The sequence below is a fragment of the Paraburkholderia bannensis genome (assembly GCF_014200455.1).
Lineage (GTDB): Bacteria > Pseudomonadota > Gammaproteobacteria > Burkholderiales > Burkholderiaceae > Paraburkholderia > Paraburkholderia bannensis_A.
In genome coordinates, this window is record NZ_JACHBW010000004.1 from 287,392 (window position 1) to 312,198 (window position 24,807).

At 64.7% G+C, this 24,807-nt stretch carries 20 protein-coding genes and 1 pseudogene; 17 read left to right on the forward strand and 4 right to left on the reverse strand.

Annotated elements, in window-relative coordinates; translation table 11 throughout:
- Nucleotides 1-162 precede the first annotated feature (162 nt).
- Nucleotides 163-1,752, forward strand: coding sequence for an inorganic phosphate transporter (locus F4827_RS09210; protein ID WP_183723674.1), 1,590 nt, complete (start codon nt 163-165; stop codon nt 1,750-1,752).
- A gap of 71 nt (nt 1,753-1,823) precedes the next feature.
- On the opposite strand, the gene ppk2 is transcribed toward F4827_RS09210, so the two are convergent.
- The 3 genes from ppk2 to F4827_RS09225 form a co-directional block, all read right to left on the reverse strand.
- Nucleotides 1,824-2,804, reverse strand: coding sequence for a polyphosphate kinase 2 (gene ppk2 / locus F4827_RS09215; RefSeq protein WP_409258776.1), 981 nt, complete (start codon nt 2,802-2,804; stop codon nt 1,824-1,826).
- A gap of 153 nt (nt 2,805-2,957) precedes the next feature.
- Entirely contained in the window at nt 2,958-3,338 is a 381-nt protein-coding gene (locus F4827_RS09220; RefSeq protein ID WP_183723675.1) for a VOC family protein, read from the reverse strand.
- Nucleotides 3,339-3,426: 88 nt separating this feature from the next.
- Complete coding sequence (locus F4827_RS09225) at nt 3,427-4,233, reverse strand: FCD domain-containing protein (protein WP_183723750.1); 807 nt, start codon at nt 4,231-4,233, stop codon at nt 3,427-3,429.
- 304 nt (nt 4,234-4,537) lie between these two features.
- Between F4827_RS09225 and F4827_RS09230 the strand changes: the two genes are divergently transcribed.
- The 12 genes and pseudogenes from F4827_RS09230 to F4827_RS09285 all read left to right on the forward strand — a co-directional run bounded on the left by F4827_RS09230 (nt 4,538) and on the right by F4827_RS09285 (nt 17,730).
- The gene (locus F4827_RS09230; protein WP_183723676.1) at nt 4,538-5,350 is read left to right on the forward strand and encodes a (Fe-S)-binding protein; all 813 of its coding nucleotides are present in this window, start codon (nt 4,538-4,540) and stop codon (nt 5,348-5,350) included.
- Nucleotides 5,347-6,114 carry an LUD domain-containing protein gene (locus tag F4827_RS09235; RefSeq protein WP_183723677.1) on the forward strand — a complete coding sequence of 256 codons (768 nt, stop codon included), beginning with the start codon at nt 5,347-5,349 and terminating at the stop codon, nt 6,112-6,114. The genes F4827_RS09230 and F4827_RS09235 overlap by 4 nt, the downstream gene beginning before the upstream one ends.
- On the forward strand, nt 6,111-7,613 hold the full coding sequence (locus F4827_RS09240) for a LutB/LldF family L-lactate oxidation iron-sulfur protein (RefSeq protein WP_260175075.1): 1,503 nt from the start codon (nt 6,111-6,113) through the stop codon (nt 7,611-7,613). Before F4827_RS09235 ends, F4827_RS09240 begins: the two co-directional genes overlap by 4 nt.
- 91 nt (nt 7,614-7,704) lie before the next feature.
- Nucleotides 7,705-9,411, forward strand: a complete 1,707-nt coding sequence (locus tag F4827_RS09245) for a lactate permease LctP family transporter (protein WP_183723678.1) — start codon at nt 7,705-7,707, stop codon at nt 9,409-9,411.
- Nucleotides 9,412-9,582: 171 nt separating this feature from the next.
- Entirely contained in the window at nt 9,583-10,044 is a 462-nt protein-coding gene (locus F4827_RS09250) for a carboxypeptidase regulatory-like domain-containing protein (RefSeq protein ID WP_183723679.1), read from the forward strand.
- Nucleotides 10,045-10,388: 344 nt separating this feature from the next.
- Complete coding sequence (locus tag F4827_RS09255) at nt 10,389-13,190, forward strand: monovalent cation/H+ antiporter subunit A (protein WP_183723680.1); 2,802 nt, start codon at nt 10,389-10,391, stop codon at nt 13,188-13,190.
- Nucleotides 13,190-13,585, forward strand: coding sequence for a Na+/H+ antiporter subunit C (locus F4827_RS09260; protein WP_260175076.1), 396 nt, complete (start codon nt 13,190-13,192; stop codon nt 13,583-13,585). The genes F4827_RS09255 and F4827_RS09260 overlap by 1 nt, the downstream gene beginning before the upstream one ends.
- On the forward strand, nt 13,582-15,228 hold the full coding sequence (locus F4827_RS09265) for a monovalent cation/H+ antiporter subunit D (protein WP_183723681.1): 1,647 nt from the start codon (nt 13,582-13,584) through the stop codon (nt 15,226-15,228). The genes F4827_RS09260 and F4827_RS09265 overlap by 4 nt, the downstream gene beginning before the upstream one ends.
- A 5-nt stretch (nt 15,229-15,233) precedes the next feature.
- The gene (locus F4827_RS09270) at nt 15,234-15,728 is read left to right on the forward strand and encodes a Na+/H+ antiporter subunit E (RefSeq protein ID WP_183723682.1); all 495 of its coding nucleotides are present in this window, start codon (nt 15,234-15,236) and stop codon (nt 15,726-15,728) included.
- Nucleotides 15,722-15,997 carry a K+/H+ antiporter subunit F gene (locus F4827_RS09275; RefSeq protein WP_183723683.1) on the forward strand — a complete coding sequence of 92 codons (276 nt, stop codon included), beginning with the start codon at nt 15,722-15,724 and terminating at the stop codon, nt 15,995-15,997. The genes F4827_RS09270 and F4827_RS09275 overlap by 7 nt, the downstream gene beginning before the upstream one ends.
- A gap of 25 nt (nt 15,998-16,022) precedes the next feature.
- Nucleotides 16,023-16,334: pseudogene (locus F4827_RS09280) on the forward strand (Na+/H+ antiporter subunit G); the annotation flags it as partial.
- A gap of 610 nt (nt 16,335-16,944) precedes the next feature.
- Nucleotides 16,945-17,730 carry a DUF4397 domain-containing protein gene (locus F4827_RS09285; RefSeq protein WP_183723685.1) on the forward strand — a complete coding sequence of 262 codons (786 nt, stop codon included), beginning with the start codon at nt 16,945-16,947 and terminating at the stop codon, nt 17,728-17,730.
- A gap of 53 nt (nt 17,731-17,783) precedes the next feature.
- Here the strand turns inward: F4827_RS09285 and F4827_RS09290 are convergent, their stop codons facing one another.
- A complete protein-coding gene (locus tag F4827_RS09290) occupies nt 17,784-18,686 on the reverse strand; it encodes a LysR family transcriptional regulator (RefSeq protein ID WP_183723686.1) in 903 nt (300 codons plus the stop codon).
- Between the two features lie 176 nt (nt 18,687-18,862).
- Between F4827_RS09290 and F4827_RS09295 the strand changes: the two genes are divergently transcribed.
- The 4 genes from F4827_RS09295 to F4827_RS09310 all read left to right on the forward strand — a co-directional run bounded on the left by F4827_RS09295 (nt 18,863) and on the right by F4827_RS09310 (nt 24,724).
- Nucleotides 18,863-21,007 (forward strand): 3-hydroxyacyl-CoA dehydrogenase NAD-binding domain-containing protein, encoded by a 2,145-nt coding sequence (locus F4827_RS09295; RefSeq protein ID WP_183723687.1) that lies wholly within the window; start codon nt 18,863-18,865, stop codon nt 21,005-21,007.
- A 38-nt stretch (nt 21,008-21,045) separates the two neighbouring features.
- Complete coding sequence (locus F4827_RS09300; protein WP_183723688.1) at nt 21,046-22,254, forward strand: acyl-CoA dehydrogenase family protein; 1,209 nt, start codon at nt 21,046-21,048, stop codon at nt 22,252-22,254.
- Nucleotides 22,255-22,265: 11 nt separating this feature from the next.
- Nucleotides 22,266-23,411, forward strand: a complete 1,146-nt coding sequence (locus F4827_RS09305; RefSeq protein ID WP_183723689.1) for an acyl-CoA dehydrogenase family protein — start codon at nt 22,266-22,268, stop codon at nt 23,409-23,411.
- Between the two features lie 86 nt (nt 23,412-23,497).
- Nucleotides 23,498-24,724, forward strand: a complete 1,227-nt coding sequence (locus F4827_RS09310) for a CaiB/BaiF CoA-transferase family protein (protein ID WP_183723690.1) — start codon at nt 23,498-23,500, stop codon at nt 24,722-24,724.
- Nucleotides 24,725-24,807: the final 83 nt, after the last annotated feature.

The window sequence follows — 24,807 nt, forward strand, 5'->3', positions numbered from 1 at the left end:
TCGGCCGTCCGTGGCAGGGCTTGCTCTTCGATGTCATCAATCCGTCACGCACGCTCCGCATGATCGGTAGCGTTGCTTTCACCGCCGCATTCAAAGCGGTTTCGACTGAACAAATCCCCCTGTTTTCCCTCCCTACCCGCTACATACAGGAGCCTGCTCGTCATGCCGGATCTTTCCCTGTCACCGCAGCCGGGCGCCGCGCCCACGCGCGGCCGTAACGCGAGCCTGCTCGTTTTCCTGCTCGTCATCGCTGCCGGTGCCGTCTATGTAGGCATGCATCTCGCCGACGACCTTTCTCCCGTACGGGAAAGCTCCGCGCTGCCGTGGCTGCTGCTCGGCATCGCCCTGTTGATCGCACTGGGCTTCGAATTCGTCAACGGCTTCCACGATACCGCGAATGCCGTTGCGACCGTCATCTATACGCACTCGCTCTCGCCCAACCTTGCCGTGATCTGGTCGGGCGCATGGAACTTCCTCGGTGTGCTGACTTCGACCGGGGCCGTGGCCTTCGGCATCCTGCAACTCCTGCCCGTCGAGCTGATCCTGCAGGTAGGCAGCAGCGCGGGGTTCGCGATGGTGTTCGCGCTGCTGATCGCGGCCATCATCTGGAATCTGGGCACGTGGTACTTCGGCCTGCCTTCATCGAGCTCGCACACATTGATTGGCTCGATCATCGGCGTGGGCCTGATGAACCAGCTGATGCACGGCGCCAACGGCACCAGCGGCGTGGACTGGAGCCAGGCGCTGGGTGTCGGAAAGTCGCTGCTGTTCTCGCCAATCGTGGGCTTCCTGCTGGCCGCGCTCTTGCTGCTGGTGCTCAAGGCGCTGGTGAAAGTGCCAGCGCTCTATAGCGAGCCGAAGGGCAACGAGCCGCCGCCGTTCTGGATCCGCGCGCTGCTGATCCTGACCTGCACCGGCGTGTCGTTCGCGCACGGTTCGAACGACGGCCAGAAGGGCATGGGCCTCATCATGCTGATCCTGATCGGCACCGTGCCCACCGCCTACGCGCTCAACAAGGCCGTCACGCCCGCCGAAACGCAGACCTACATCGCCGTCGCGCACGAAGCCGCGAATACGCTCACGAAGTACGCGAACGGCGTGGCCGCGCCTGCCGATGCGCGTGCCGAAATCGAGCGCTTCGTCGGCTCGCGTTCGGCCACGCCCGCGACGGTGCCGGCGCTCGCCGCACTGTCAAACCAGTTGGGCGAGCAGGTGGGCGGCTACGGTTCAATTTCGCAGGTGCCGCAATCGGTGGTCGATAACGTGCGCAACAATATGTACCTGGCCTCCGAAGCGATCCGCCTGATGAACAAGGCGAAGCAACCCGCCTTCTCGGCCGCCGACGCCAAGGCCATCGACAACTTCAAGGCGCAGACCGATCACGCCACCAAGTTCATCCCGACGTGGGTGAAGGTGGCGGTGGCAATCGCGCTGGGGCTGGGCACGATGGTGGGCTGGAAGCGCATCGTGGTAACGGTGGGCGAGCGCATCGGCAAGACGCATCTGACCTACGGCCAGGGCGCGAGCGCCGAACTCGTCGCCATGGCGACGATCGGCGCCGCCGACGTCTACGGCCTGCCGGTGTCGACCACGCACGTGCTGTCCTCGGGCGTGGCGGGCACGATGGCCGCCAACGGCTCCGGCCTGCAATGGAATACCGTGCGCAGCCTCATCATGGCCTGGGTGCTCACGCTGCCGGTGTCGATCGTGCTCGCGGGCGCGCTGTACTGGGTGTTCCGCCACCTCTTCTGATCGAGAGCACGTGAAAAAGCCGCGCCTCTGCTGGGTGAGAAGCGCGGCTTTTCTTATCGCTTGAACGTCGATCAGTACAGCTCGGGCACGAACATCTCAGGGGGCACCGGCTGGCGAATATAGTCCGGATGATGCACGCGCGCGGGCAGCGTCACCGCCGGATGCTCGACCTCGTGATAAGGCACCTGGCTGAGCAGATGATGGATGCAGTTCAGGCGCGCGCGCTTCTTGTCCACGCCCTGCACCACCCACCACGGCGCTTCCGGAATATGCGAGCGCTGCAGCATCGCTTCCTTGACTTGCGTATAGGCTTCCCAGCGGCGACGGCTTTCGAGATCCATCGGCGAGAGCTTCCACTGCTTGAGCGGATCGTCGATACGGCTCTGGAAGCGCACTTCCTGCTCGTCGTCGGTGATCGAAAACCAGTACTTGACGATCTGGATGCCGCTGCGCACCAGCATCTTTTCGAACTCGGGCACCGAGCGGAAAAACTCCTCGTACTCGTCGTCCGTGCAGAAGTTCATCACGCGCTCGACGCCCGCGCGGTTGTACCAACTGCGGTCGAACAGCACCATTTCGCCGCCCGCCGGCAGATGCTGAACGTAGCGCTGGAAATACCACTGCGTGCGTTCGCGGTTGTTCGGCGCGGGCAGCGCAGCCACGCGGCACATGCGCGGGTTCAGGCGCTGCGTGATGCGCTTGATCACGCCGCCCTTGCCCGCCGCATCGCGCCCTTCGAAGATCACCACGAGCCGGTGGCCCGTGCTCATGATCCAGTCCTGCATCTTCACCAGTTCGCCCTGCAGGCGGATCAGCTCGCGGAAATAGACCTTGCGCAGCGCGCGCGCTTCTTCGCTGATTTCCAGACCGCCTTCCTGCAGGCGATCGTCGACTTCCATTTCGAGCTCTTCGTCGTAGGCGTCGATAAGTTCTTCGTTGAGACGGCGGCGGCGCTCGCGTTCGGCCTCATGGTTCGACTGCGCTTCGGCGTCGTGCTCCGGGCCGTAGCCCGCATCCCGCGCGGCCTGCCCCGCGCGATCCATTTCGTTCATGGGGACTCTCCTCTTTCGATGAATGGCAACCCGCGACGCTCACGCTTCGCGCGCATCCCGGCACCGGATGCTCCGCGCAGACGGGCACGGCCACGCGCCACTATCGGCGCTACGGGTGTCACACATATTTCAAATGCATCAATGCCGACGGGCTCAGCCCAGCGGCTTCGCAAAGCTCAATTCATGGCCATCCGGATCGAGCACATGGAAATAGCGCTCGGCCCACGGTGCGTCCTGCGGCGCGAACCCGGGCGTGATGCCCGCGGCACAGACCTGCGCATAAAAGGCATCGACATCCGAGACGTAGAAGATCACGCGGCCCCACCCTTCGACCTTGCCGTGCGGACCTTCGAGCAGATTCAGATAGCAGGCCGGCCCCGGCTCGCCCAGCACGAACGACGCAAAACCGGCAATCGACGGACCGGGTTTGTGCGCAAAGCCCAGCGCTTCGTAGAAGCGCACCGAACGCGCGATGTCGCTCACGGTGAGCGTCACGGCGCTCAGGGATTCGATACGCGCGGTGGGCGGGTTCATGGCCTTGCCTCCTTGTTGTCGGTATTGAACCGACTTTAGCAGCCTTTCGCCGCTCCACGCCGCATCGCCGGCTTGCTGCACTGCCTGGTCATGCGCTGCTGGTGCGGCTTGCGCGGCGTTTCCGGGTTGGCTTTGGGGCCAGCTTCGGGGCAGGCTTCGGTGCCGCGATCGCCTTCGGGCTGCCTGGCCACAACGCACGCTCACTGGTTGGACCAGTTTCGAGCAATCCACTCTCCTCTCCCACCCGCGCGCGCACGAAGTCGATATGCGTCTGCATCGCCGTGCGGGCTTCCTCGGGACGGCGCGCGAGGATCGCGTCGCAAAGCGTACGGTGCTGCAACAGCAACAGGCCGGACGCGTCCTCGTTCTGCTCGCGCAGCCCCGTGCCGTTGATCGTGATGTGCTCGCGCAGCACGCCCAGCACGCTGGTGTGCAGATGCAGAAACATGGCGTTGTGCGAGGCCTGCGCGATGACTTCGTGAAGCTTCGCATCGGCGTCGGCTTCCGCGCCTTTGTCGTCGCTTTCGCGCGTGCGCTCCAGTTCGTCCATCAGCGACCGGATGCGCACGAGGTCGTCGTCGCTTGCGCGCAGCGCCGCGAAATACGCGGTCGCCCCTTCCAGCACGCGGCGGAATTCGAGAATGTCGTCGCGCAAAGCCGGATGGTCCGCTACCAGTTGCCCCCACGGTGAAGCAAAGCCCGTGCGCAGTTGATCCGTCACGAACACACCCGCGCCCGCGCGGCTCGCCACCAGACCGCGTGCGGCCAGACGCTGGATCGCCTCGCGCACCGTATTGCGCGCGACGCCGTAGTCCTGCGCGAGCACACGCTCGGACGGCAGTTTCTCGCCCGCGCGCCAGGAGCCGTCGAGCAGCGCGGTTTCCATGCGGCGCATCACCGTTTCGACGCGTCCATGCGCGCCAGCCCTGTCCCTCATTGCCTGTCCCCGAAACTGCGTTTGCCTTCGACTGCCTGCGTCTGCACGCGTCTGCATGCGTTTGCCTGCGTCCGATAGGGCGAACGCACACTGGTCCAACCAGCTTGAAGCCGTCGCCCAAAGCGGGAATTATGCGCCACAAACCCGCCGTCGCCGCCTGCGCGTCCGCATCGTCGCCAACCGTCGTTGTTGCGATGCCGCCCGCATGCCCACGAGACGCCTGCAAGAGACGCCGATCAGCGCCCAACGATACCAGCGAGACATGAAGCCACGAACATACCCCACCGGCCAGCGCCCCACCGACGTCTACCTGTTCGCGACCTGCCTCGTGGACCTGTTCGTGCCCGAGGCGGGGCTGGACGCCGTCAGACTGCTCGAACGCGAAGGCCTCACGGTCCACTTTCCGCGCGGCCAGAGCTGCTGCGGGCAACCCGCGTACAGCAGCGGCAACCCGCGCCAGGCACGCGAGGTCGCCCGTGCCCAGTTCGGCCTGTTCGAGCAGCCGTGGCCCGTGATCGTGCCGTCCGGCTCGTGCGCGGGGATGATGCGACACCACTGGCCTGCCCTCTTCAACGACGCCGATGAAGGCGACGCCGCTGACGCCGCGCGAGCCTCGGCGATCGCCGCACGCGTCTACGAACTGACCGAATTCCTCGTGTGCGTACTGGGCATCGATCTGGGCGCCGACGGAGCCTATGGCGACGCCGTCCGCCAGCAGCCCGAAGAACGCGTGGTGCTGCACACCTCCTGCGGTGCGCGCCGCGAAATGGGCACGCGCGGGCATGGCGTCGCAGCCATCGACGCGCTGCCCGGCGTCACGCGCATCGAGCACGAACGCGAATCCGAATGCTGCGGCTTTGGCGGCACGTTCTCGCTCAAGCACCCCGATATTTCCGGCGCAATGGTCGCCGACAAGATCGCTTCCGCGTGCGCAACGGGCTGCAATCGCCTCGTTTCCGCCGACTGCGGCTGCCTGCTCAACATCGGCCACGCAGCGCAACGCAAAGGTGCGCCGCTTGCGGTCGAACATCTCGCCTCGTTCCTGTGGCGCCGCACCGGCGGAGAGGCCGCATGAGCGTGGATCAACTCGATACCCTCGGCGCGCGCGCACGCATGCTGGCCCGTCTGCGCGCGAGTGCGCCTGCTGTAGCGGCAGAAGTGAGCACGCTCGATCAACGCATCGACGCTCACTACGCCCAGCGCCGCGAACACGATGCAGCGATGCTCGCAACCCGGACGGCGCGCATCGCACAGTTCCAGCGCATGCTCGAAGCCGCGCATGCCGACGTGGTCTGCGCAAGCTCGCAGGCGTGGCCCACCGCGCTTGCGCAGCGGCTCGCGGCAACGGGCATCAGGCGCCTGCTGCTCGATACCGCGTGCAGCGAAGGCGCAGCACTCGCGGCGGCGCTGCAAACGCACGCTCCGGCCATCGAAACACGCACCTACGCAGCGCCGATCGAAACCTGGAAGTCCGAACTGTTCGACACGATCGACGCGGGCTTTACGGTCGCGCGCTCCGGACTTGCGGCCACCGGGACCCTGGTGGTCGTCCCCGACGCCAATGCGCCGCGCACCGTCTCGCTCGTGCCCCCGCTGCACATCGCGCTGGTGCACGCCAGCACCCTGCACGCAGATCTGCACTCCGCCGTTGCGGCCGAGCGCTGGCGCGACGGCATGCCGACCAACCTGGTGATGATCTCCGGACCGTCGAAGACTTCCGATATCCAGCAGACCACGGCGTATGGCGCGCACGGCCCGCGCGCGCTCTGGGTCATTGTCGTGGCCGACGCCGACGCGCCAGGCACGACGCAAACCCGTTCGAACGGAGCCGCGCAATGAGCACGACCGCACACGCCGCACGCGACGCACATGACGCACGCGCTGGCAAGGCAAGCGACGAAAACACGCTGCATTTCGTGCCCACCGCCGAATTCCGCCAACGCGCCCGCACGGCGCTGGACGATCCACAACTGCGCCAGAGCTTTCGCGGCGCGATGGATTTTCTGCAAGGCAAACGCGCCGCGCAATTCCCCGAAGTCGACGAACTCGAAGCCCTGCGCGACCTGGGCGAGGCGGTGCGCCAGCACGCGCTGACGCGCCTGCCCGAGCTGCTCGAACAACTCGAAACGAAGCTGCGCGAAAATGGCGTGCAGGTCCATTGGGCCGAAACCGCCGACGACGCCAATCGCATCGTCCACGGCATCGCCCAGCGCCATGCGGCCACGCGCGTCATCAAGGGCAAGTCGATGGCAAGCGAGGAAATCGAGCTGAATCATTACCTCGGCGAGCGCGGCATCGATTGCATCGAGTCGGATATGGGCGAGTACATCGTGCAACTCGCGGGCGAAAAACCTTCGCATATCGTGATGCCCGCGATCCATAAAACCAAGGGCGATATCGCGCATCTGTTCGAGCAGCACATCCCGGATACGCCCTATACGGAAGACGTCGATGCGCTGATCCAGACGGGCCGCCGCGCGCTGCGCCGGGCCTTCGTCGATGCGCAGATCGGTCTTTCGGGCGTGAATTTCGCCGCCGCCGATACCGGCACGCTCTGGCTGGTGGAGAACGAAGGCAATGGCCGCCTCTCCACCACGGTGCCCGATGTGCATATCGCCATCATGGGCATGGAAAAGGTGGTGGCGAAGCTCGAACACATCGTGCCGTTGTCGAGCCTGCTCACACGCTCGGCCACCGGTCAGCCGATCACGACGTATTTCAACCTCATCAGCAGCCCGCGCCGCCCCGGCGAAAAAGACGGCCCGCGCGAAGTGCATCTCGTGCTGCTCGACAATGGCCGCAGCCAGGCCTACGCCGACGAACAATTGCGCGCCACGCTGCAATGCATCCGCTGCGGCGCGTGCATGAACCACTGCCCGGTGTACACGCGCATTGGCGGCCATGCTTATGGCACGACCTATCCCGGCCCGATCGGCAAGATCATTTCACCGCATCTGCTGGGACTGGACGCCACCGCCGATCTGCCCACCGCATCGAGCCTTTGCGGCGCATGCGGAGAAGTCTGCCCGGTGCGCATTCCGATTCCGCAACTGCTGGTGCGCCTGCGCACGGAAGCGAATCGCGATCCCGAAGAAGACGTGGCGCACCCGCTGCGCGGCCAGGGAGCCAACCATAGCCGCAGCGAGCAGTTCATCTGGCGCTTCTGGAGCGGCGCGTTCGCGCATCCGCGCGCGTATCGCGCATTGCGGTGGGCCGCCACGCGTCTGCGCGCGCTCGCGCCTTCGCAGCAGATGGGCTGGACCCAGCACCGGACGCCGCTCAAGCCCGCGCCGCGCAGTCTGCACGACCTGCTGCGCGAGCGCGATCAACCCGAATAGCAACATCTGTCTTCAGGCATGCGAACTATATTCCAAGCCATGCCTGAAGACTTCGACATCGTCTAGACCCGCATCATCGGAGGAGACCGTAATGCAACCCTGGCTTCAAACCTATACGCCGCTTGGCAGTCTGTGGCTATCCGCGCTCGTCGCGGCTACACCGATCCTGTTCTTCTTCGTCGCCCTCGCGGGGCTGCGCCTCAAAGGCCACGTCGCCGCCGCCATCACGCTGGTGCTCGCGCTCGGCGTAGCGGTATTCGAATACGGCATGCCGGTGCGTCAGGCGCTTGTCTCCGCGGGATTCGGCTTTGCTTACGGTCTCTGGCCGATCGCGTGGATCATCGTCACGGCCGTGTTCCTCTACAAGATCGTGGTGAAGACGGGGCAATTCGAGGTCATTCGCGCCTCCGTCCTGTCGATCACCGACGATCAACGCCTGCAACTGCTGTTGATCGGCTTCTCGTTCGGGGCCTTTCTGGAAGGTGCGGCAGGCTTCGGCGCGCCGGTTGCGATCACCTCGGCGCTGCTGGTCGGTCTCGGCTTCGAGCCGCTCTACGCAGCCGGTCTGTGCCTGATCGCCAATACCGCGCCGGTGGCCTTCGGTGCGATGGGCATTCCGATCATCGTTGCGGGTCAGGTAACGGGCATCGATCCGTTCCTGATCGGCGCGATGGCGGGTCGTCAGTTACCGCTGCTGTCGCTGTTCGTGCCGTTCTGGCTCGTCTTCATCATGGACGGCAAGCGCGGCCTCAAGGAAACGTGGCCCGCCGCGCTCGTCGCGGGCGGCAGCTTCGCGGTGACGCAGTATTTCACGTCGAATCACATCGGGCCGGAACTGCCGGACATCACCTCGGCGCTCGTGAGCCTCGTCGCGCTGGCCGCGTTCCTCAAGGTGTGGTCGCCGCGGCGCGCCACGCGAAACGCCGCCGCTAACGTGCGTGTCAGCGGCGGCGCGGTAGCGCTCGGCGGCTTCGGCGGCAACTCAAATGCCGCGCCTGCTGGCCGCCAGGCCTCGCCGTACGGCGTCGCGCAAACCGTGCGCGCGTGGTCGCCGTTCATCCTGCTGACCGCTATCGTCACGGTCTGGAGCGTGAAGCCGTTCAAGGCGCTCTTCGCCGCGAAAGGCCCGCTTGCGGGCACCGTGCTGAGCTTCCATGTGCCCGGCCTCGACCAACTCGTGGTGCGCACCGCGCCCATCGTAGCGAGCGCCAAACCCTACGAAGCCGTGTTCAAGATCGACTGGCTATCCGCCGTCGGCACCGCGATCATGCTGACTGCCATCGTCTCCGTGCTGATCCTCAAGATGAAGCCGCGCGCCGCCGTGGCCGCGTTCTTCGAAACGCTCAACGAACTGCGCCGCCCCGTGCTGTCGATCGGTCTCGTGCTGGCATTTGCCTTCGTCGCGAACTATTCGGGTATGTCTTCGACGCTAGCACTGGCGCTCGCCGGAACCGGCGCGGCGTTTCCACTGTTCTCGCCGTTGCTCGGCTGGCTGGGCGTATTCCTGACTGGTTCGGATACCTCATCGAATGCGCTGTTCTGCTCCTTGCAGCACACGACTGCGCACCAGATCGGCGTGTCGGACACCTTGCTGGTTGCGGCCAACACATCGGGCGGCGTGAGCGGCAAGATGATCTCGCCGCAATCGATCGCGGTCGCCTGCGCGGCAACGGGCCTGGTCGGCAAGGAAGCATCGCTGTTCCGCTTCACGCTGCGCCATAGCCTGTTTTTTGCGGCCATCGTCGGCGTCATCACATTGATTCAGGCCTATGTGCTCACGGGGATGATTCCGCAGTAAGCATTGCGACACATTTGTAGCAAACCTGAAAGGCCGTTGTTCGCGCAGGCGGGCAACGGCCTGAAATATTTCTTCATGGGATTTTTAAGCGGCATTTAAGGCTTGAAACCTACGCTGGGTTCGTCCGGTGCAACAGTCCGGGTCTGATCGACGAATCGATGGAGGTGGAAAATGAATGCACGCTCAGTTCAATACAAGACCGCTGCGCTTTCGCTGGCTGCCACGCTCACGCTTGCACTCGGTGCTCAATGCGCGTTCGCCGCGACCATGAACAACGTCGCGAACGGTCTGCCGCCCGTGCAGCATGCCGGTGATATTGCCTACGTCTCGGGCGGCATTGGCAGCGACCAGTCCGCGGCATTCAAGGCCGCCACCGCGCACTATCCGCTTTCGCTGGAATTCGCGCGTCAATCCGCCGGCGGCAACGAATACCTCGCAGACGTGCCCGTGAAGATCGCCGACGCACACGGCCAGACGTTGCTCTCCACGCAGGCGCACGGCCCATTCATGCTCGTCACGCTGCCTCGCGGCCACTACGTGGTGAGCGCGAGCCAGGACGGCAAGACCGTCAAGCGCAGCGTCGATATAGGCAAGACGACGCACGAACACGAGGTGTTTGTCTGGCCGACGTGATAGCGCCTTGAATTGAATCGCGCAGCGCTTCGGCATACGAAGCGCTGCTAGAGCCTGTATTTGCCATCTTCGCGCGCTATTTGAAGGCCCGATCTCGACGAGCCCACCACGGGCGTGGATCCGCTGGCGCGCTTTCGCAAGACGCATGGCAGCATGGCTTGATGTTCGCCCCGGCACGCCCGCACCATGTTTGCGTTCATGCCACATAGATGAACTCCGTCCCCGTTTGCGGCTATGATCGTGATCTGCGGTCGGGCCACCAGACTCACGATTGACGAGTAAGGGTAAGGGCAAGCGACACGCATCGTCCAGACACGCGTGGTCGATTTCCCGGAGAACATCGCATGGCATTGGGGTGGCTGGTCGTACTTCCATTCATCGCAGCCGCGCTGGTTGCGCTCACGCCTGCCCGTCTGCGACCGCTCTCGACATGGATCGCGTTCGCGGCCGCGCTGTTCGGCCTGGGCCTGCTGCTGAGCGAGCGCGTGGGCATGGCCACCTTTGGCGTGATGCAATGGCGGCGCGAATGGGTGCCCGAGATCGGCCTGGCGCTTTCGCTGCGTCTTGACGGCCTCTCTTTCATGTTCGCGCTGCTGGTGCTCGCCATCGGCCTGCTGGTCTTCATTTACGCGCGTTACTACCTGGCCGGCAACGACGCGCTGCCGCGTCTTTATCTGCTGCTCCTGCTGTTCATGGGGGCGATGCTGGGCGTGGTGCTGGCGAACAATCTGCTGCTGCTCGTGATTTTCTGGGAGCTGACGAGTCTCGTCTCGTTCCTGTTGATTGGCTTCTGGCCGTCGCGCCCCGATGGACGGCGCGGCGCGCGCATGGCGCTCACCATCACGGGCGCGGGCGGTCTCGCGCTGCTCGCGGCGGTGCTGCTGATTGGCCACGTGTGCGGCAGCTACGAACTCAACGACGTGCTCGCGCAAGCGGCCAGAATCCAGCACGATCCACTTTATCCGGCCATTCTGCTGCTTACGCTGCTCGCGGCGTTCACGAAGTCCGCGCAGTTTCCGTTTCACCTCTGGCTACCGCATGCGATGTCCGCGCCCACGCCGGTGTCCTCCTACCTCCATTCGGCGACGATGGTGAAGGCCGGCGTGTTTTTGCTCGCACGTCTCTATCCCATCTTCGAAGGCACCCACTTGTGGACCTATACGGCCACGCTCGTGGGTCTCGTCACGCTGGTGGGCGGCGCGTCGATGGCGCTGTTCCAGCGCGATCTCAAGGGCCTGCTCGCTTATTCGACGATCAGCCATCTCGGCCTGATCGTGTTGCTGTTCGGGCTCGACACGCAGCTATCGACCGTCGCCGCGCTGTTTCACACGGTCAATCACGCCGTGTTCAAGGCGTCGCTCTTCATGGCTGCGGGCATCATCGATCACGAAACCGGCACGCGCGATCTCGGCCGCCTGCGCGGCCTGCGCAAGACCATGCCGCATACGGCCGTGCTGGCGAGCGTGGCCTCGCTGGCGATGGCGGGCGTGCCCTTGCTCAACGGCTTTCTGTCAAAGGAAATGTTCTTCGGCGAGACGCTCGCGCAAGGCATGTTCGGTCCGTTCAACTGGGCGATTCCGGTGGTGGCCATCGCGGCGGCGGCGCTCTCCGTGGCGTATTCGCTGCGCTTCGTGTGGGGCGTGTTCTTCGATGGCGCGACGCCGCACGATCTGCCCCACTATCCGCCTCATGAGCCGCCGCGCTTCATGAAGCTGCCGGTGGAAATCCTCGTGGTGATCTGTCTGCTGATCGGCCTGTTTCCGCAGCACACGATTGGCCGTCTGCTCGCATCGGCGGCATGGTTCACGCTGGGCGGAAAATTGCCCGACTACAGCCTGAGCATCTGGCACGGCATCAACGCACCGCTCATCATGAGCGTGGTGTCGTTCGCGGCGGGCGCGGCGCTGTTCTTCCTGCGCCGCGATGCGTTCCGCCATCATCGCTCGGTGCTCTCGGACATGAATGCGAGCGAAGGCTTCGACCGCCTGGTGCAGCGCCTCGAAAAAGGCGCGGCGGTAATCGTGCGGGTGTTCGAAACGCGTTCGCTGCCCGCTTACCTGTCCTGGATGATCGCGGCGATGCTGATCGTGCCGGGCGCGTATTTTTTCGCACTCGGCGCGTGGGGCGGCACGCTCGCGCCGCTGCCCATCGACGCGCTCACGCTATGCGGCCTCGTGCTGATGGCGCTGCTTGCGGTGGGCGTGGTGCTGGTGCGCCAGCACACGCTCTATGCGCTCATCATGCTGAGTACCTGCGGGCTGCTCGTCACCCTCGCCTTTGCGCGCTTTTCCGCACCCGATCTCGCGCTCACGCAGGTCTCGGTCGAAGTCGTCACGGTGGTGCTGCTCGTGCTGGCGATCTATTTCCTGCCCACCCTGCAGCCGGTGGTCGAAACGATTCCCACGCGCCTGCGCAACGGCCTGCTCGCGCTGATGGGCGGCGGGCTGCTCGGCAGCGTCGCGTATGAAGTGATGACGCGCGAACCGGCGCGAGGCATCGCGCCGTTCTTCCTGGCCAACGCCTTGCCCGGCAGCGGCGGCCATAACGTGGTGAATGTGATTCTGGTGGATTTCCGCGGCTTCGATACGATGGTCGAAGTGAGCGTGCTGGTGGTCGCGGGCCTGGCCGTCAAGGCGCTGCTGCGCGGCCTGCGCCTGAAGGCGTCGGGCACGGGCCCCGGAGGGCTGCCGTGGTCGTCGCAATCGCACCCGCTGATGCTCGCGATCCTCGCGCGCATGATGCTGCCGCTCACCATGCTGGTCGCCGTGTTCGTGTTCCTGCGCGGCCACAATCTGCCTGGCGGCGGCTTCATCGCCTCGCTGATCGTCTCCGTCGCGCTGCTGTTGCAATACGTGGCAAGCGGCGTGCTCTGGACCGAATCGCGCATCCGCATCCAGTATCGCGCGCTTGCGGGGCTGGGCTTACTCGTTGCGGCCGCAACGGGTATGGGCAGCCTGGCTTTCGGCTATCCCTTCCTCACCAGTTCGTTCGGGCATTTCCATGTGCCGCTGATCGGCGAAATCGAATTGAGTACGGCCATGCTGTTCGATCTGGGCGTGCTGGGCGCCGTGGTGGGCACGACGCTCACGATCGTTTCGCATCTGGGTGTGCGCGACAAGGACATGCAATCCGTGGAGAAAAGCTGATGGAAGCCGCCTTCGCCGCCGCAATCGGCGTGCTGTGCGCCAGCGGCATCTATCTGCTGCTGTGCGCGCGCGTGTTCCCCGTGATCCTCGGCATCACGCTGTTTTCGTACGCGATCAATCTGTTCCTGCTCGGCATGGGCAGACTGTCGACCGGCAAGCCACCCGTCATTGCTCCCGGCGCGCAATATGCCGATCCCGTGCCGCAAGCGCTCGTGCTCACGGCCATCGTGATCGGCTTTGCGATGACGGCGTTCACCGTCGTGCTGGCGCTGCGCTCGCTCGCGATGACAGGCAGCGATCACGTCAACGGCGAATCGATCGGCAAAGCCGGCAAGGTCGGCAATAACAACGGCGGCGGCGCCACCGCGCGCGAAAAGGAGACGCTCGGCGCATGAACCACGCCCTTCTGCTCCCGATCCTGATCCCGCTGTTCGCGGCGGGCACCATCGTCGCGCTGCCGGTACGCGCGAAGCGTCTGCAACGCGCGATCAATGCCGTGGCCATCCTCGCGCTGCTGCCCGTGGCCTGCCTGTTGACCGCGCACGCGGCGCAAGGCGAGATTGCCACCTACGCGCTGGGCGCGTGGCCTGCGCCATTCGGCATCGTGCTGCAACTCGACCGGCTAGGCGCGCTGATGCTGCTGCTAACCGCCGTGCTGGCCTGCTGCTGCCTGCTGGGCACCTCCAGCGCCGACGCGCGGCGCGGCCGCTATTTCCGCGCGCTGTTCCAGTTCGAGCTGATGGGCCTGAACGGCGCGTTTCTTGCCGGCGACCTGTTCAACCTGTTCGTATTCTTCGAACTGCTACTGATCGCTTCCTACGCGCTGCTGCTGCACGGCGGCGGCACGCGGCGCGTGCGCAATGGCCTGCATTATCTGCTGATGAACCTGGTGGGATCGTCGTTCTTTCTGATCGCGCTGGGCGTGCTGTACGGCATCGCTGGCACGCTCAACATGGCCGATATGGGCGAGCGCCTCGCGCATCTGGATCCCGCCACGCTGCCGCTCGCGCGCTTCGCGGGCGCGACGCTGATGCTGGTGTTCGGTCTCAAGGCCGCCGTGTTTCCGATGTCGTTCTGGCTGCCGCAGGCGTATCGCAGCGCCATCGGGCCGGTGGCGGCGCTGTTCGCGATCATGACCAAGGTGGGCATCTACGCGATGCTGCGTTGCGATGCGCTGGTGTTCGGGCTGGGCGCGGGCGGCGTGCTCGATGGATTCATGCGCGACTGGGCATGGTGGCTCGCCATCGCAACGATCGTGTTTGGCGCACTGGGCGCGCTCGCCGTATCGAGCCTCAAGACCACGACCGGCTATCTGGTCCTCGTCTCAGTGGGACTGCTGATTGCCGCCATCACGCAGCAGACGCCCCTCGCCTGGAGCGCGCTGCTCTACTACCTCGTCAGCACGACGCTCTGTTCGGGTGCCCTGTTCCTGCTCGCCGATACGCTCGAACCCGAGGCGATGGCGACGCCGGATACGCTGGAGCCCGCTTCGCTCGAAGCACTCGACGATGCCGCCGCCGCCGCGATCTCGCCCGAGTCCGAAAGCGCGGCCCTCGCGACGGCGCGCGCGACGTATGCGCCCTGGCCTTCCAACGTCGCGGGCGTGCTTTATCTGGTCGCAGCGGTGGGCGCAGCGGGTCTGCCGCCGCTCTCGGGTTTTCTGGGCAAGGCGATGGTGCTCGCAGCCACGCCCATGAGCCAGGCGGTGATCCTGTGGCCCGCCGTGCTGGTTTCCAGCCTGCTGCTGATCGTTGCGTTGAGCCGCACCGGCACGCGCCTGCTATGGGCCGAACCTGCCGCGCGGGCCGCCGCAAGCTCCCCGGCACGGGCACCGCGCGGCAGTTCGTCCAAACTCGCGGCCTGTGCGCTGCTGCTGGGTTGCGTGGCCGCGGCCACGCTGGGGGCGGGGTCGCTACGCCAGTATCTGGACGCCGCCGCCGCGCAGCTATTCGACCGCGCCGCCTATGTGCACGCGATCCTGCCCGACGCGTCGTCGTCATCGGCAGCGGCGCCGGCTGCACCCGCGAGCGGAGGCTGAAAAACATGCTCAAACGGCTCTTTCCGCATCCCTGGCTCAGCGCCGTGCTGCTGGTCTGCTGGGTTCTGCTGATGAACGACGTCTCGCCGGGCAACCTGTTGCTCGGCGCGGTGCTCGGCATCGTCATTGCATTCTGCATTGGCGAAGGTCTGTGGCTGCAACCGGTGCGCTTTGGCAGGCCGTGGCTGCTGCTGCGCCTGTTCGCTCACGTGCTGATCGACATCGTCGTGGCCAATGTGGAAGTGGCGCTGCTCGTGCTCGGCCCGGCAAAACGTCTGCGCCCCGCCTTTATCGAAGTGCCGCTGGACAGCACGCACGAAATCGCGCTCACGGCGCTCATCAGCATCGTCTCGCTCAGCCCCGGCACGCTCTGCGCCGAACTCAGCGACGACCGCACCCGCCTGAGCGTGCACGTCCTCGATCTGGACGACGAAGCCGCCCTCGTCGCCTTGATCAAGTCCCGTTATGAAGCCCCGCTGCTGGAGATATTCGCATGCTAGCCATCGTGATTTCGGTCTCGTTCGCGATCCTCGGCGTCGCGTTCCTGCTCACGCTCGTGCGCCTGTTGCGCGGCCCCTCGCTGCCCGATCGCATCGTCGCGCTCGACACGCTCAACATCAACGCCATTGCGCTGATCGTGGTGTACGGCATCAGCCTGCGCTCGACCGTGTTCTTCGAAGCCGCGCTGCTGATTGCCGTGATGGGCTTTGTCGGCACCGTCGCACTGACGAAGTATCTGCAGCGCGGCGACATCATCGAACTGAACTGAACCAAGCCAGGGAAAGGGGCCGCCGATGCAAACCGCCGTCGAAGCGATCGTCTCCGTGCTGCTGCTGGTGGGCAGCCTGTTTACGCTGATCGGCGCAATCGGGCTGTTTCGCCTGCCCGACTTCTTCATGCGTCTGCATGGCCCGACCAAATCCACCACGCTGGGCGTGGGCGGCATTGTGCTTGCCTCGGTGATCTACTTCAGCACGCACAACAATTACGCGAGCCTGCATGAATTGCTGATTCCTGCGTTCCTTTTTCTCACTGCGCCAATCAGCGCCCATATGCTCGCGAAAGCGGGCATTCAGCAACGCGTTCCGCTCTCGGGCGCCACGCGCTCACGCCCGCCGACCACGGGCGCTTGCGCCGAGCAAGGCGACACGCGCGAACGTGAAGAACATGAAGAACATGAAGAACATGCCGGACGCGACGCAGCGGACAAGCTCACGGCCAACCCTGCGCAAAGCGCGCGCCCGGCCAGCAAACGCGATACCGACGCGTGAATCGTCGAATTTGTTAATGCTGCTAACGGGCGTTGTAAATGCAACCACAACGAATGCGTAAAAATTCACTCGCTGTTCGCTTAACCTGCTTTTAAAACGCATTTAAAAAAATTCCTGAAGCCGATCAGCGGCGCGTCTCGTCCACGCCCGCTATTCCCTTCATCGATCGGAACGCGCGCCCAGCGCCTTGCTGCGCGCCACGCGCGTTGCGCGACGATGTGCCTGGTTACGCCTCGTTACCACTTCGCCCGCTCGTTGGCAAACCTGCGGCACAGCGATTGCTGATCTCGCTCGCCCGGATGCAAGCTCGCAATCCTCCTGGGTCTGCGAACGCACGCTAAAGGCATAACCAGAAGCACCGAGAACTAAATAATCGCGCGCAATACGACGCTTTATATAACGCGCGACTTCTACAGCCAAACCGAGACTCGATGAGGTGGACACGATGAAGACGATTCGCACTCTGGCTGCGCTGATGGGCGCGGCAGCTGTACTGACCGCCTGCGGCGGCAGCGGCAGCGACGCAGGCAAGACACTTGGCCTGACGAACCCCGAAATCCATTTCGTGCATGCCCTGCCGGGCGGCCCCAATGTGGACTTCCTGATCAACGGCAGCGCGCTGCAAACCAATATCGCGTACAAGCAGGTCACGAACTTCGCGAATATCAACACGGGCAATACCAACGTCTCGTATGCCAGCACCGGCACGACGACAGCCGTCGCCAGCGGCAATTTCCCCGATGTCGCCAAGGGCCACGAATACACGGTGCTCGCGCTGCCCGCGCTGACCGGCGGCGATATCGGCCTGATCGACGATCCGTTCGACAAGGGCCTGCTGTCCAGTAGCGCTCGCGTACGCGCCTTCAACGCCACGGTCAACGCGCAGAACCTGGACATCTACATCGTCGCTCCCAACACCGATATCAACACGGTCTCGCCGACCATGGCCGGCGTGGCCTTCAAGAATGCGGTGCCGGCGAGCGGCCAGGATTCGAACTACCTGAACGGCGGCACGTATGTGGCCATAGTGACGGCGGCCGGGTCGAAGACGGCGATCTTCCAGTCGGCCTCGTTCAGTCTGGGCAATAACGCCGACTGGCTGATTACCTCAGTGCCGATCGCGGGCACGCTGTCCCAACTCGCGCCGGGCCAGATTCACCTGCTGGTCGCGCAAGGCGGCAATACCTCTCAACCGGCGGTGGAATTGACGAATCAGTTGACCGGTCAGTAAAGCCCGGGAAGCGTGGGAAGCCTGGGTGCGCAGGCATGGGACCCGGGGCGCGGTCAGGCCCCGCGTCCCGCCTTTTGCGCTTCAGCCAGCACGAAGTCGATAAAGGTGGACGCCGCGCGCGTGTGATGGCGGTTCGGCATGTAGAGCATGTACATATGCGTGCCGAAAATGCTCAACCGCCACGCGTCGAGTGACGTCACAACCAGGCCCGCGCGCATATCGTCGTGCACCACGTAATCGGGCACGATACCTACGCCCAGTCCCGCCAGAATGGCCTGGCGCAGAAACAAAAAGTTCTCCGAAATAATCGAAGGCTCCAGCAGCACCTCGTGGCGCTCCTCCTTGAGATACGCCGCCAGCCGCAATTGCCGCCCCACCACGGTTGCGGTGATGAGGGGCGCGCGCGCCAGATCCTCCAGCGTCTCAGGCATGCCGTGTTGCGCCGCCCATTGCGCCGACGCGCACGCAATGTATTTCACCGGTCCCATATCGCGCGCCACCAGATTCTGCGGCGGCTCGTGCATCACCCGCACTGCGATATCGACTTCGTCGCGCAGCAGGTCTTCCACGCGATTTTCGAACATCACATCGAGCACGATGCCCGGATACAGCCGCTTGAAGCGGATCAGCCAATCCGACATCACCAGTTGCCCGTAGCCGCTCGGCACTGAAAGTCGCACGCGGCCCTGCAGACTCTGCCCGAGCGTGGAGACGGATTCGTGCGCGGCCAGCAACGCGTTCTGGATGGTGCGGCCGTGCTCGTAGAGCTTCAGGCCGATCTCGGTAGGCTCCACGCGCCGCGTGGTACGGCGCACCAGTTGCAGCCCGATCGACTTTTCCAGCTGGTTGAGGTGGTAGCTCACGTTCGCGCGGCTCATCTTGAGGCGGCGCGCGGCCTCGCTCAGATTGCCCGCGTCGAGGATTTCCACCAGCAGCGTCAGCGCATTAACGTCCACAGCCCGATCCCATCCCGGAAACCTTCGATTGTCAAAAATCCTTTGACAGCATGTCAACGAACGAGGGGATTGTCAATGAACCTTGGCATCCACACAATAAAGTCCAATATTGGAGAACCGCCGCCTGGGCTGTTGAACGCCTTTCGGTCGGCCCCCTAAATCTGGAGACACGCTTCATGGCACTCGATCCGGCCGCATCCGCACTTTCCGCCGCCCCTACCGTCCCGGTCACGCACGAACTGCGCGGCAAGGTGCTGCTCGTCACCATCGACAATCCGCCCGTCAATGCGCTGGGCGTCGACGTGCGGCGCGGCCTCGCCGCCGCCATCGAGCACGCCGAAGCGAACGCCGCCGTGCAGGCCGTGCTGATCGTGGGCGCGGGGCGCAACTTCATCGCCGGCGCGGACATCCGCGAGTTCGGCAAGCCGCCGCAATCGCCCGCGCTGCCCGATGTCTGCAACCGTATCGAAGCGAGCCACAAGCCGGTGCTCGCGGCGATTCATGGCGCGGCGCTGGGCGGCGGTCTGGAAATCGCGCTGGCGGCCCACTATCGCCTCGCCGTGCCGGGCGCGAAGCTCGGCCTGCCCGAGGTGCAACTGGGCCTGCTGCCCGGCGCAGGCGGCACGCAACGCACGCCGCGTTTGATCGGCGCCGAGGCGGCGCTATCGCTGATGTTGAGCGGCAAGCATATCGGCGCGCAGGAAGCGCTGAAACTTGGCCTCGTCGATCGCGTGGGGGCGAGCGACGACATCCTCGCCGAAGGTCTTGCCTACGCGCAGGAGTTGCTGGCCGCGCACGCTCCCGTGCGCCGCACGCGCGATGCACAGGCGCTGGCCGAGCGCGCCGCCGCACAAGCCGCGATCGACGCCGCGCGCGCCGACACCGCAAAGAAGTCGCGCGGTCTGTTCTCGCCGCTGAAGATCGTCGATTGCGTACAGGCCGCGCTCGATCAATCGTTCGAGGAAGGCCAGCGCGTCGAGCGCAAGCTGTTCCTCGAATGCCTGGAAAGCCCGCAGCGCGCGGGCCTCGTGCACGCCTTCTTCGCCGAGCGCGAAGTGCAGAAGACGCCTGAGGCGAAAAGCGCCAAACCGCGCGCGATTGAAACGGTCGGCGTGGTGGGCGGCGGCACGATGGGCGCGGGCATCGCCGTGGCCGTGCTCGATGCGGGCCTGCCCGTGACGATGATCGAGCGGGACGACGCCTCGCTCGCACGCGGGCGCGCGCATGTGGAAAAGGTCTACGACGGTCTGATCGCCAAGGGCCGCATGAAGCCCGAAGCAAAGGACGCGATTCTTGCGCGCTTGAGCGGCAGCACGTCTTACGACGCACTCGCATCGGCCGATCTGGTGATCGAAGCGGTGTTCGAAGAGATGGGCGTCAAGCAGGCCGTGTTCGCCGAACTCGACCGCGTCTGCAAGCCGGGCGCGGTGCTCGCGACCAACACCTCGTATCTCGACATCGACGCGATTGCCGCCAGCGTGAAGCGCCCGCAGGACGTGATTGGCCTGCACTTCTTCTCGCCGGCCAACATCATGAAGCTGCTGGAAGTGGTGGTGCCCAGCCAGGTGAGCGCCGATGTCGTCGCCACCGCGTTCGAACTGGCCAAAAAGTTGCGCAAGGTGCCCGTGCGCGCGGGCGTGTGCGACGGCTTCATCGGCAACCGCGTTCTGGCGGTCTATCGCACGGCCGCCGATCATATGATTGAAGACGGCGCATCGCCGTATCAGATCGACAAGGCGGTGCGCGATTTCGGCTATCCGATGGGCCCCTACCAGGTGGTCGATCTCGCGGGCGGCGATATCGGCTGGGCCACGCGCAAGCGCCGCGCCGCCACGCGCGATCCGAAGGCGCGCTATGTGCAGATCGCCGATCGTCTGTGCGAGCGCGGCTGGTTCGGCCAGAAGACGGGCCGCGGTTTCTATCTCTATGCGCAAGGCGCGCGCGTGGGCACGCCCGATCCTGAAGTGGAGTCGATCATCCGCGCCGAGCGCGAACGCGCCGGCATCGAGCCGCGCAGCTTCAGCGACGAGGAAATCCTGCGCCGTTACATGGCCGCGATGATCAACGAAGGCGCGAACGTGGTGCACGAGAAGATTGCGCTGCGCCCGCTCGATGTGGATGTGACCTTCCTCTACGGCTACGGTTTTCCGCGTCATCGCGGCGGCCCGATGCATTACGCCGATACCGTGGGCCTCGTCACGGTGCTCGCCGATATCCGCGAATTCGCCAAGGAAGATCCGCTGTTCTGGAAGCCGTCGCCGCTGCTGGTCGAACTGGTGGAACGCGGTGCGAACTTCGCCAGCCTGAACACCGCGATTTGATTGCGCACGCAACGAACATCGAAAAAATAGAGCCCAACATGGACCTCAAATTTACCGCCGAAGAAGAAGCCTTCCGCAGCGAAGTGCTCGACTTCCTGCGCGAACGCCTGCCGCAGCGCGTCGCCACGAAGGTGCGCAACGGCCAGCACCTCACGCGTGACGACATGGCGCAATGGCACGCCATCCTCAATGAACAAGGCTGGCTCGCGAATCACTGGCCCAGGGAATACGGCGGCCCGGGCTGGACCGCCGTGCAGAAGTTCATCTTCGAAAACGAATGCGCGATTGCGGGCGCGCCGCGCATCGTGCCGTTCGGCGTGAACATGCTCGGGCCCGTGCTCATCAAGTACGGCAACGAAGCGCAAAAGCGCCACTGGCTGCCGCGCATTCTCGATGGTTCGGACTGGTGGTGCCAGGGCTATTCGGAACCCGGCGCGGGTTCGGATCTCGCGGCGGTGCGCACCACAGCGGTACGCAAAACCGATGCGAACGGCGATCACTACGTGGTGAACGGCCAGAAAACCTGGACTACGCTTGGCCATTACGCGAACATGATTTTCTGCCTCGTGCGCACCGCCACCGATGTGCGCAAGCAGGAAGGCATCAGTTTTCTGCTGATCGACATGAACACGCCGGGCATCGAAGTACGCCCGATCGTCACGCTCGACGGCGAGCATGAGGTCAACGAAGTGTTTTTCACGGACGTGCGCGTACCGGTGGAAAACCTCGTCGGCGAAGAAAACAAGGGCTGGACCTACGCGAAATATCTGCTCACTTACGAGCGCACCAATATCGCGGGCGTGGGCTTTTCGGTAGCGGCGCTCGCGCGTCTGAAACAGGCCGCACAGAAGGTGACGCGCAACGGCAAGCCGCTCGCGCAGGACCCGCAGTTCGCCGCGCGTCTGGCCAGGGTCGAGATCGATCTGGAAAACATGAAGACCACCAATCTGCGCGTGATCGCAGCGGTGGCGGGCGGCGGCGTGCCCGGTGCGGAAAGCTCGATGCTGAAGATTCGCGGCACGGAAATCCGCCAGGAGATTTCCTCGCTGCTGCGCCGCGCGATGGGGCCGTATGCCGCGCCGTTTGTCGAAGAAGCGCTGCAGGAAGGCTTCGACGGCCAATCGATCGGCCCAGACGAAGCCGCCAGCGCCGCCGCGCTCTACTTCAACAACCGCAAGCTGTCGATTTTCGGCGGCTCCAATGAAATCCAGAAGAACATCATCTCCAAGATGATTCTCGGGCTTTAAGAGGTCTTGCGATGAATTTCCAGCACACTGAAGACCGCCGCATGCTTGCGGATACGCTCAATCGTTTCATCTCGGACCAGTACGGTTTTGAAACCCGCGATAAAATTGCACGCTCTAGTGAAGGTTTCAGCGCGGATATGTGGCGGCGTTTTGCCGATCTGGGCGTGATTGGCGCGCTGTTCGACGAGACCGACGGCGGCTTCGGCGGCCAGGGTTTCGACGTCGCCGTGGTGTTCGAGGCGCTGGGGCGCGGCCTCGTGGTCGAGCCGTTTCTCGATACGCTGATCGTGGGCCGCGCGCTCGCTCATGCGGGCAGAGAAGCGCAACGCCAACGCATTGCATCGCTGATCGACGGCTCGCAGATCGCTGCGCTCGCGCACGACGAGCCAGGTTCGCATTACGAGGCTGCACGCGTCAATACTCGTGCGGAAAAGAACGGCGACGGCTGGCTGCTGCATGGTGCGAAAGGCGTCGTACAGCACGCGGAACACGCCGATTTTTTGCTGGTGTCGGCGAGAACCTCGGGTAGCGAATTCGACGAAGCGGGCATCTCGCTTTTTCTCGTGCCCCGCTCGGCAGCAGGCGTGAGCGTGCGCGGTTATCGCAAGATCGACGGCGCACGCGCAGCGGAAGTCACACTCGATAACGTGGCAGTCAGCGCGGATGCGCTGGTTGGCGAACCGGGCAGCGGCTTCGCCACGCTCGAACATGCTCGCGGCTACGGTCTGCTCGCGCTGGCCGCGGAAGCGCTCGGCGCCATGGACGTGGCGCGCGATTTCACGCTCGACTATCTGCGCACGCGCAAGCAGTTCGGCGTGCCGCTCGGCAGCTTTCAGGCCTTGCAGCACCGCATGGCCGATCTGCTGCTCGATATCGAGCAGTCGCGCTCGGCGGTCATCAACGCGGCGGCGGCGATCGATGCGCCGCGCCTGCAGCGCGAACGCGCATTGTCGGCGGCGAAATACACCATCGGCAGTATCGGCACGCGTGTGGCCGAGGAGTCGATCCAGTTGCACGGCGGCATCGGCATGACGTGGGAACTGCCGCTCGCGCACTACGCCAAGCGCCTCGTGATGATCGATCATCAGCTTGGCGACGAGGATCATCATCTCGCGCGCTATATCGCACTGAACGCACTGGAAAGCGCCGCGGCATAGGTCGAGCCAAGTTAGAGCGTGGAAAGCCCGCTCCGATCGCGCCGGGGCGCCGCTTTCCATCCACAACGAATCAGGAGTGCCTGCTGATGCAGACGGAAAACCAGGGCCAGCCAGTAGGCCTGCCGCTAGCGGGCGTACGCGTGCTCGATCTCTCGCGCATTCTCGCGGGGCCGTGGAGCGCGATGGTGCTCGGCGACCTAGGCGCGGAGGTCATCAAGGTCGAGCATCCCGATCGCGGCGACGATACGCGCGACTGGGGCGTGCGCATCGGTCAGACCGAAACCGCTTACTTCAACAGCGTGAACCGCAACAAACGTTCGATCACGCTCGATCTGCAAACGCCCGAGGGCCAGCAGATCGCACGCGATCTGGCGAGGACCTGCGATGTGGTGGTGCAGAACTTCAAGTTCGGCGGCGCGGAAAAGCTCGGGCTCGGCTACGAGCAGTTGAGCGCGGAGAATCCGCGTCTGATCTATTGCTCGATTTCGGGCTACGACCGCACCGGGCCGGAGGCCAAGCGCCCCGGCTACGATCTCGTGGTGCAAGGCGAAGCGGGCTTGATGGCGCTGAACGGCGAAGCAAGCCAGCCGCCGCTGAAATTTGGCGTGGCGGCCGTGGATCTGTTCACGGGCATGTATTCGGCGCAGGCGATGCTGGCGGCGCTGTTCCAGCGCGAGCGCAGCGGACGCGGCCGTCACATCGAAATGGCGCTGTTCGATTGCGGCCTCATGATCACCGCTTACTACGGGCTGGAAGCGCTGGTGATGGGCGAAGATCCGCCGCGCTACGGCAACGATCATCCGTCGATCGTGCCGTATGGCGTATTCGATGCGGCGGACGGCCCGCTCGTCATCACGGTCGGCAACAACAGCCAGTTCGAGCGCTTCGCGCGCGAAGTCATCGAGCGCCCCGATCTCGCCGACGACGCACGTTACAAGACCAATATCCTGCGCTCGCAGAATCGCGCGGCACTGTTGCCCGAACTCAAGCGCGAACTGGGCGCCCGTGCGCGCAAGCTGCTGCTCGAACGTCTCGCGCAAGCGGGCATTCCGTGCGGCGAAGTCGCAGGCCTGCGCGAGGCGTTGCTGTCGCCGCGCGCCACCGAGGCGGGTCTCGTCACACAGCAGCCGCATCCGCACACGGAAAGCGGCACCACGCCGGTCCTCGCGCCGCCCTGGCGCTTCGACGGCGAGCGCATGCCGGTGCGCCGCGCCCCGCCGCAACTCGGCGAAGGCACGCGCGAATTGCTGGGCGCGACGCTCGGTTATACAGACGAGCAGCTTGAGCAACTGAAGGAAAAAGGCGTGATCTGAGCGTCTTGGCGGCCCGCTGCGGTCCTGGCCAGCGCGCTGGCCAGGACCGCGAGTTGCGGGTGAAAGCTTATGCCAGCGCCCCG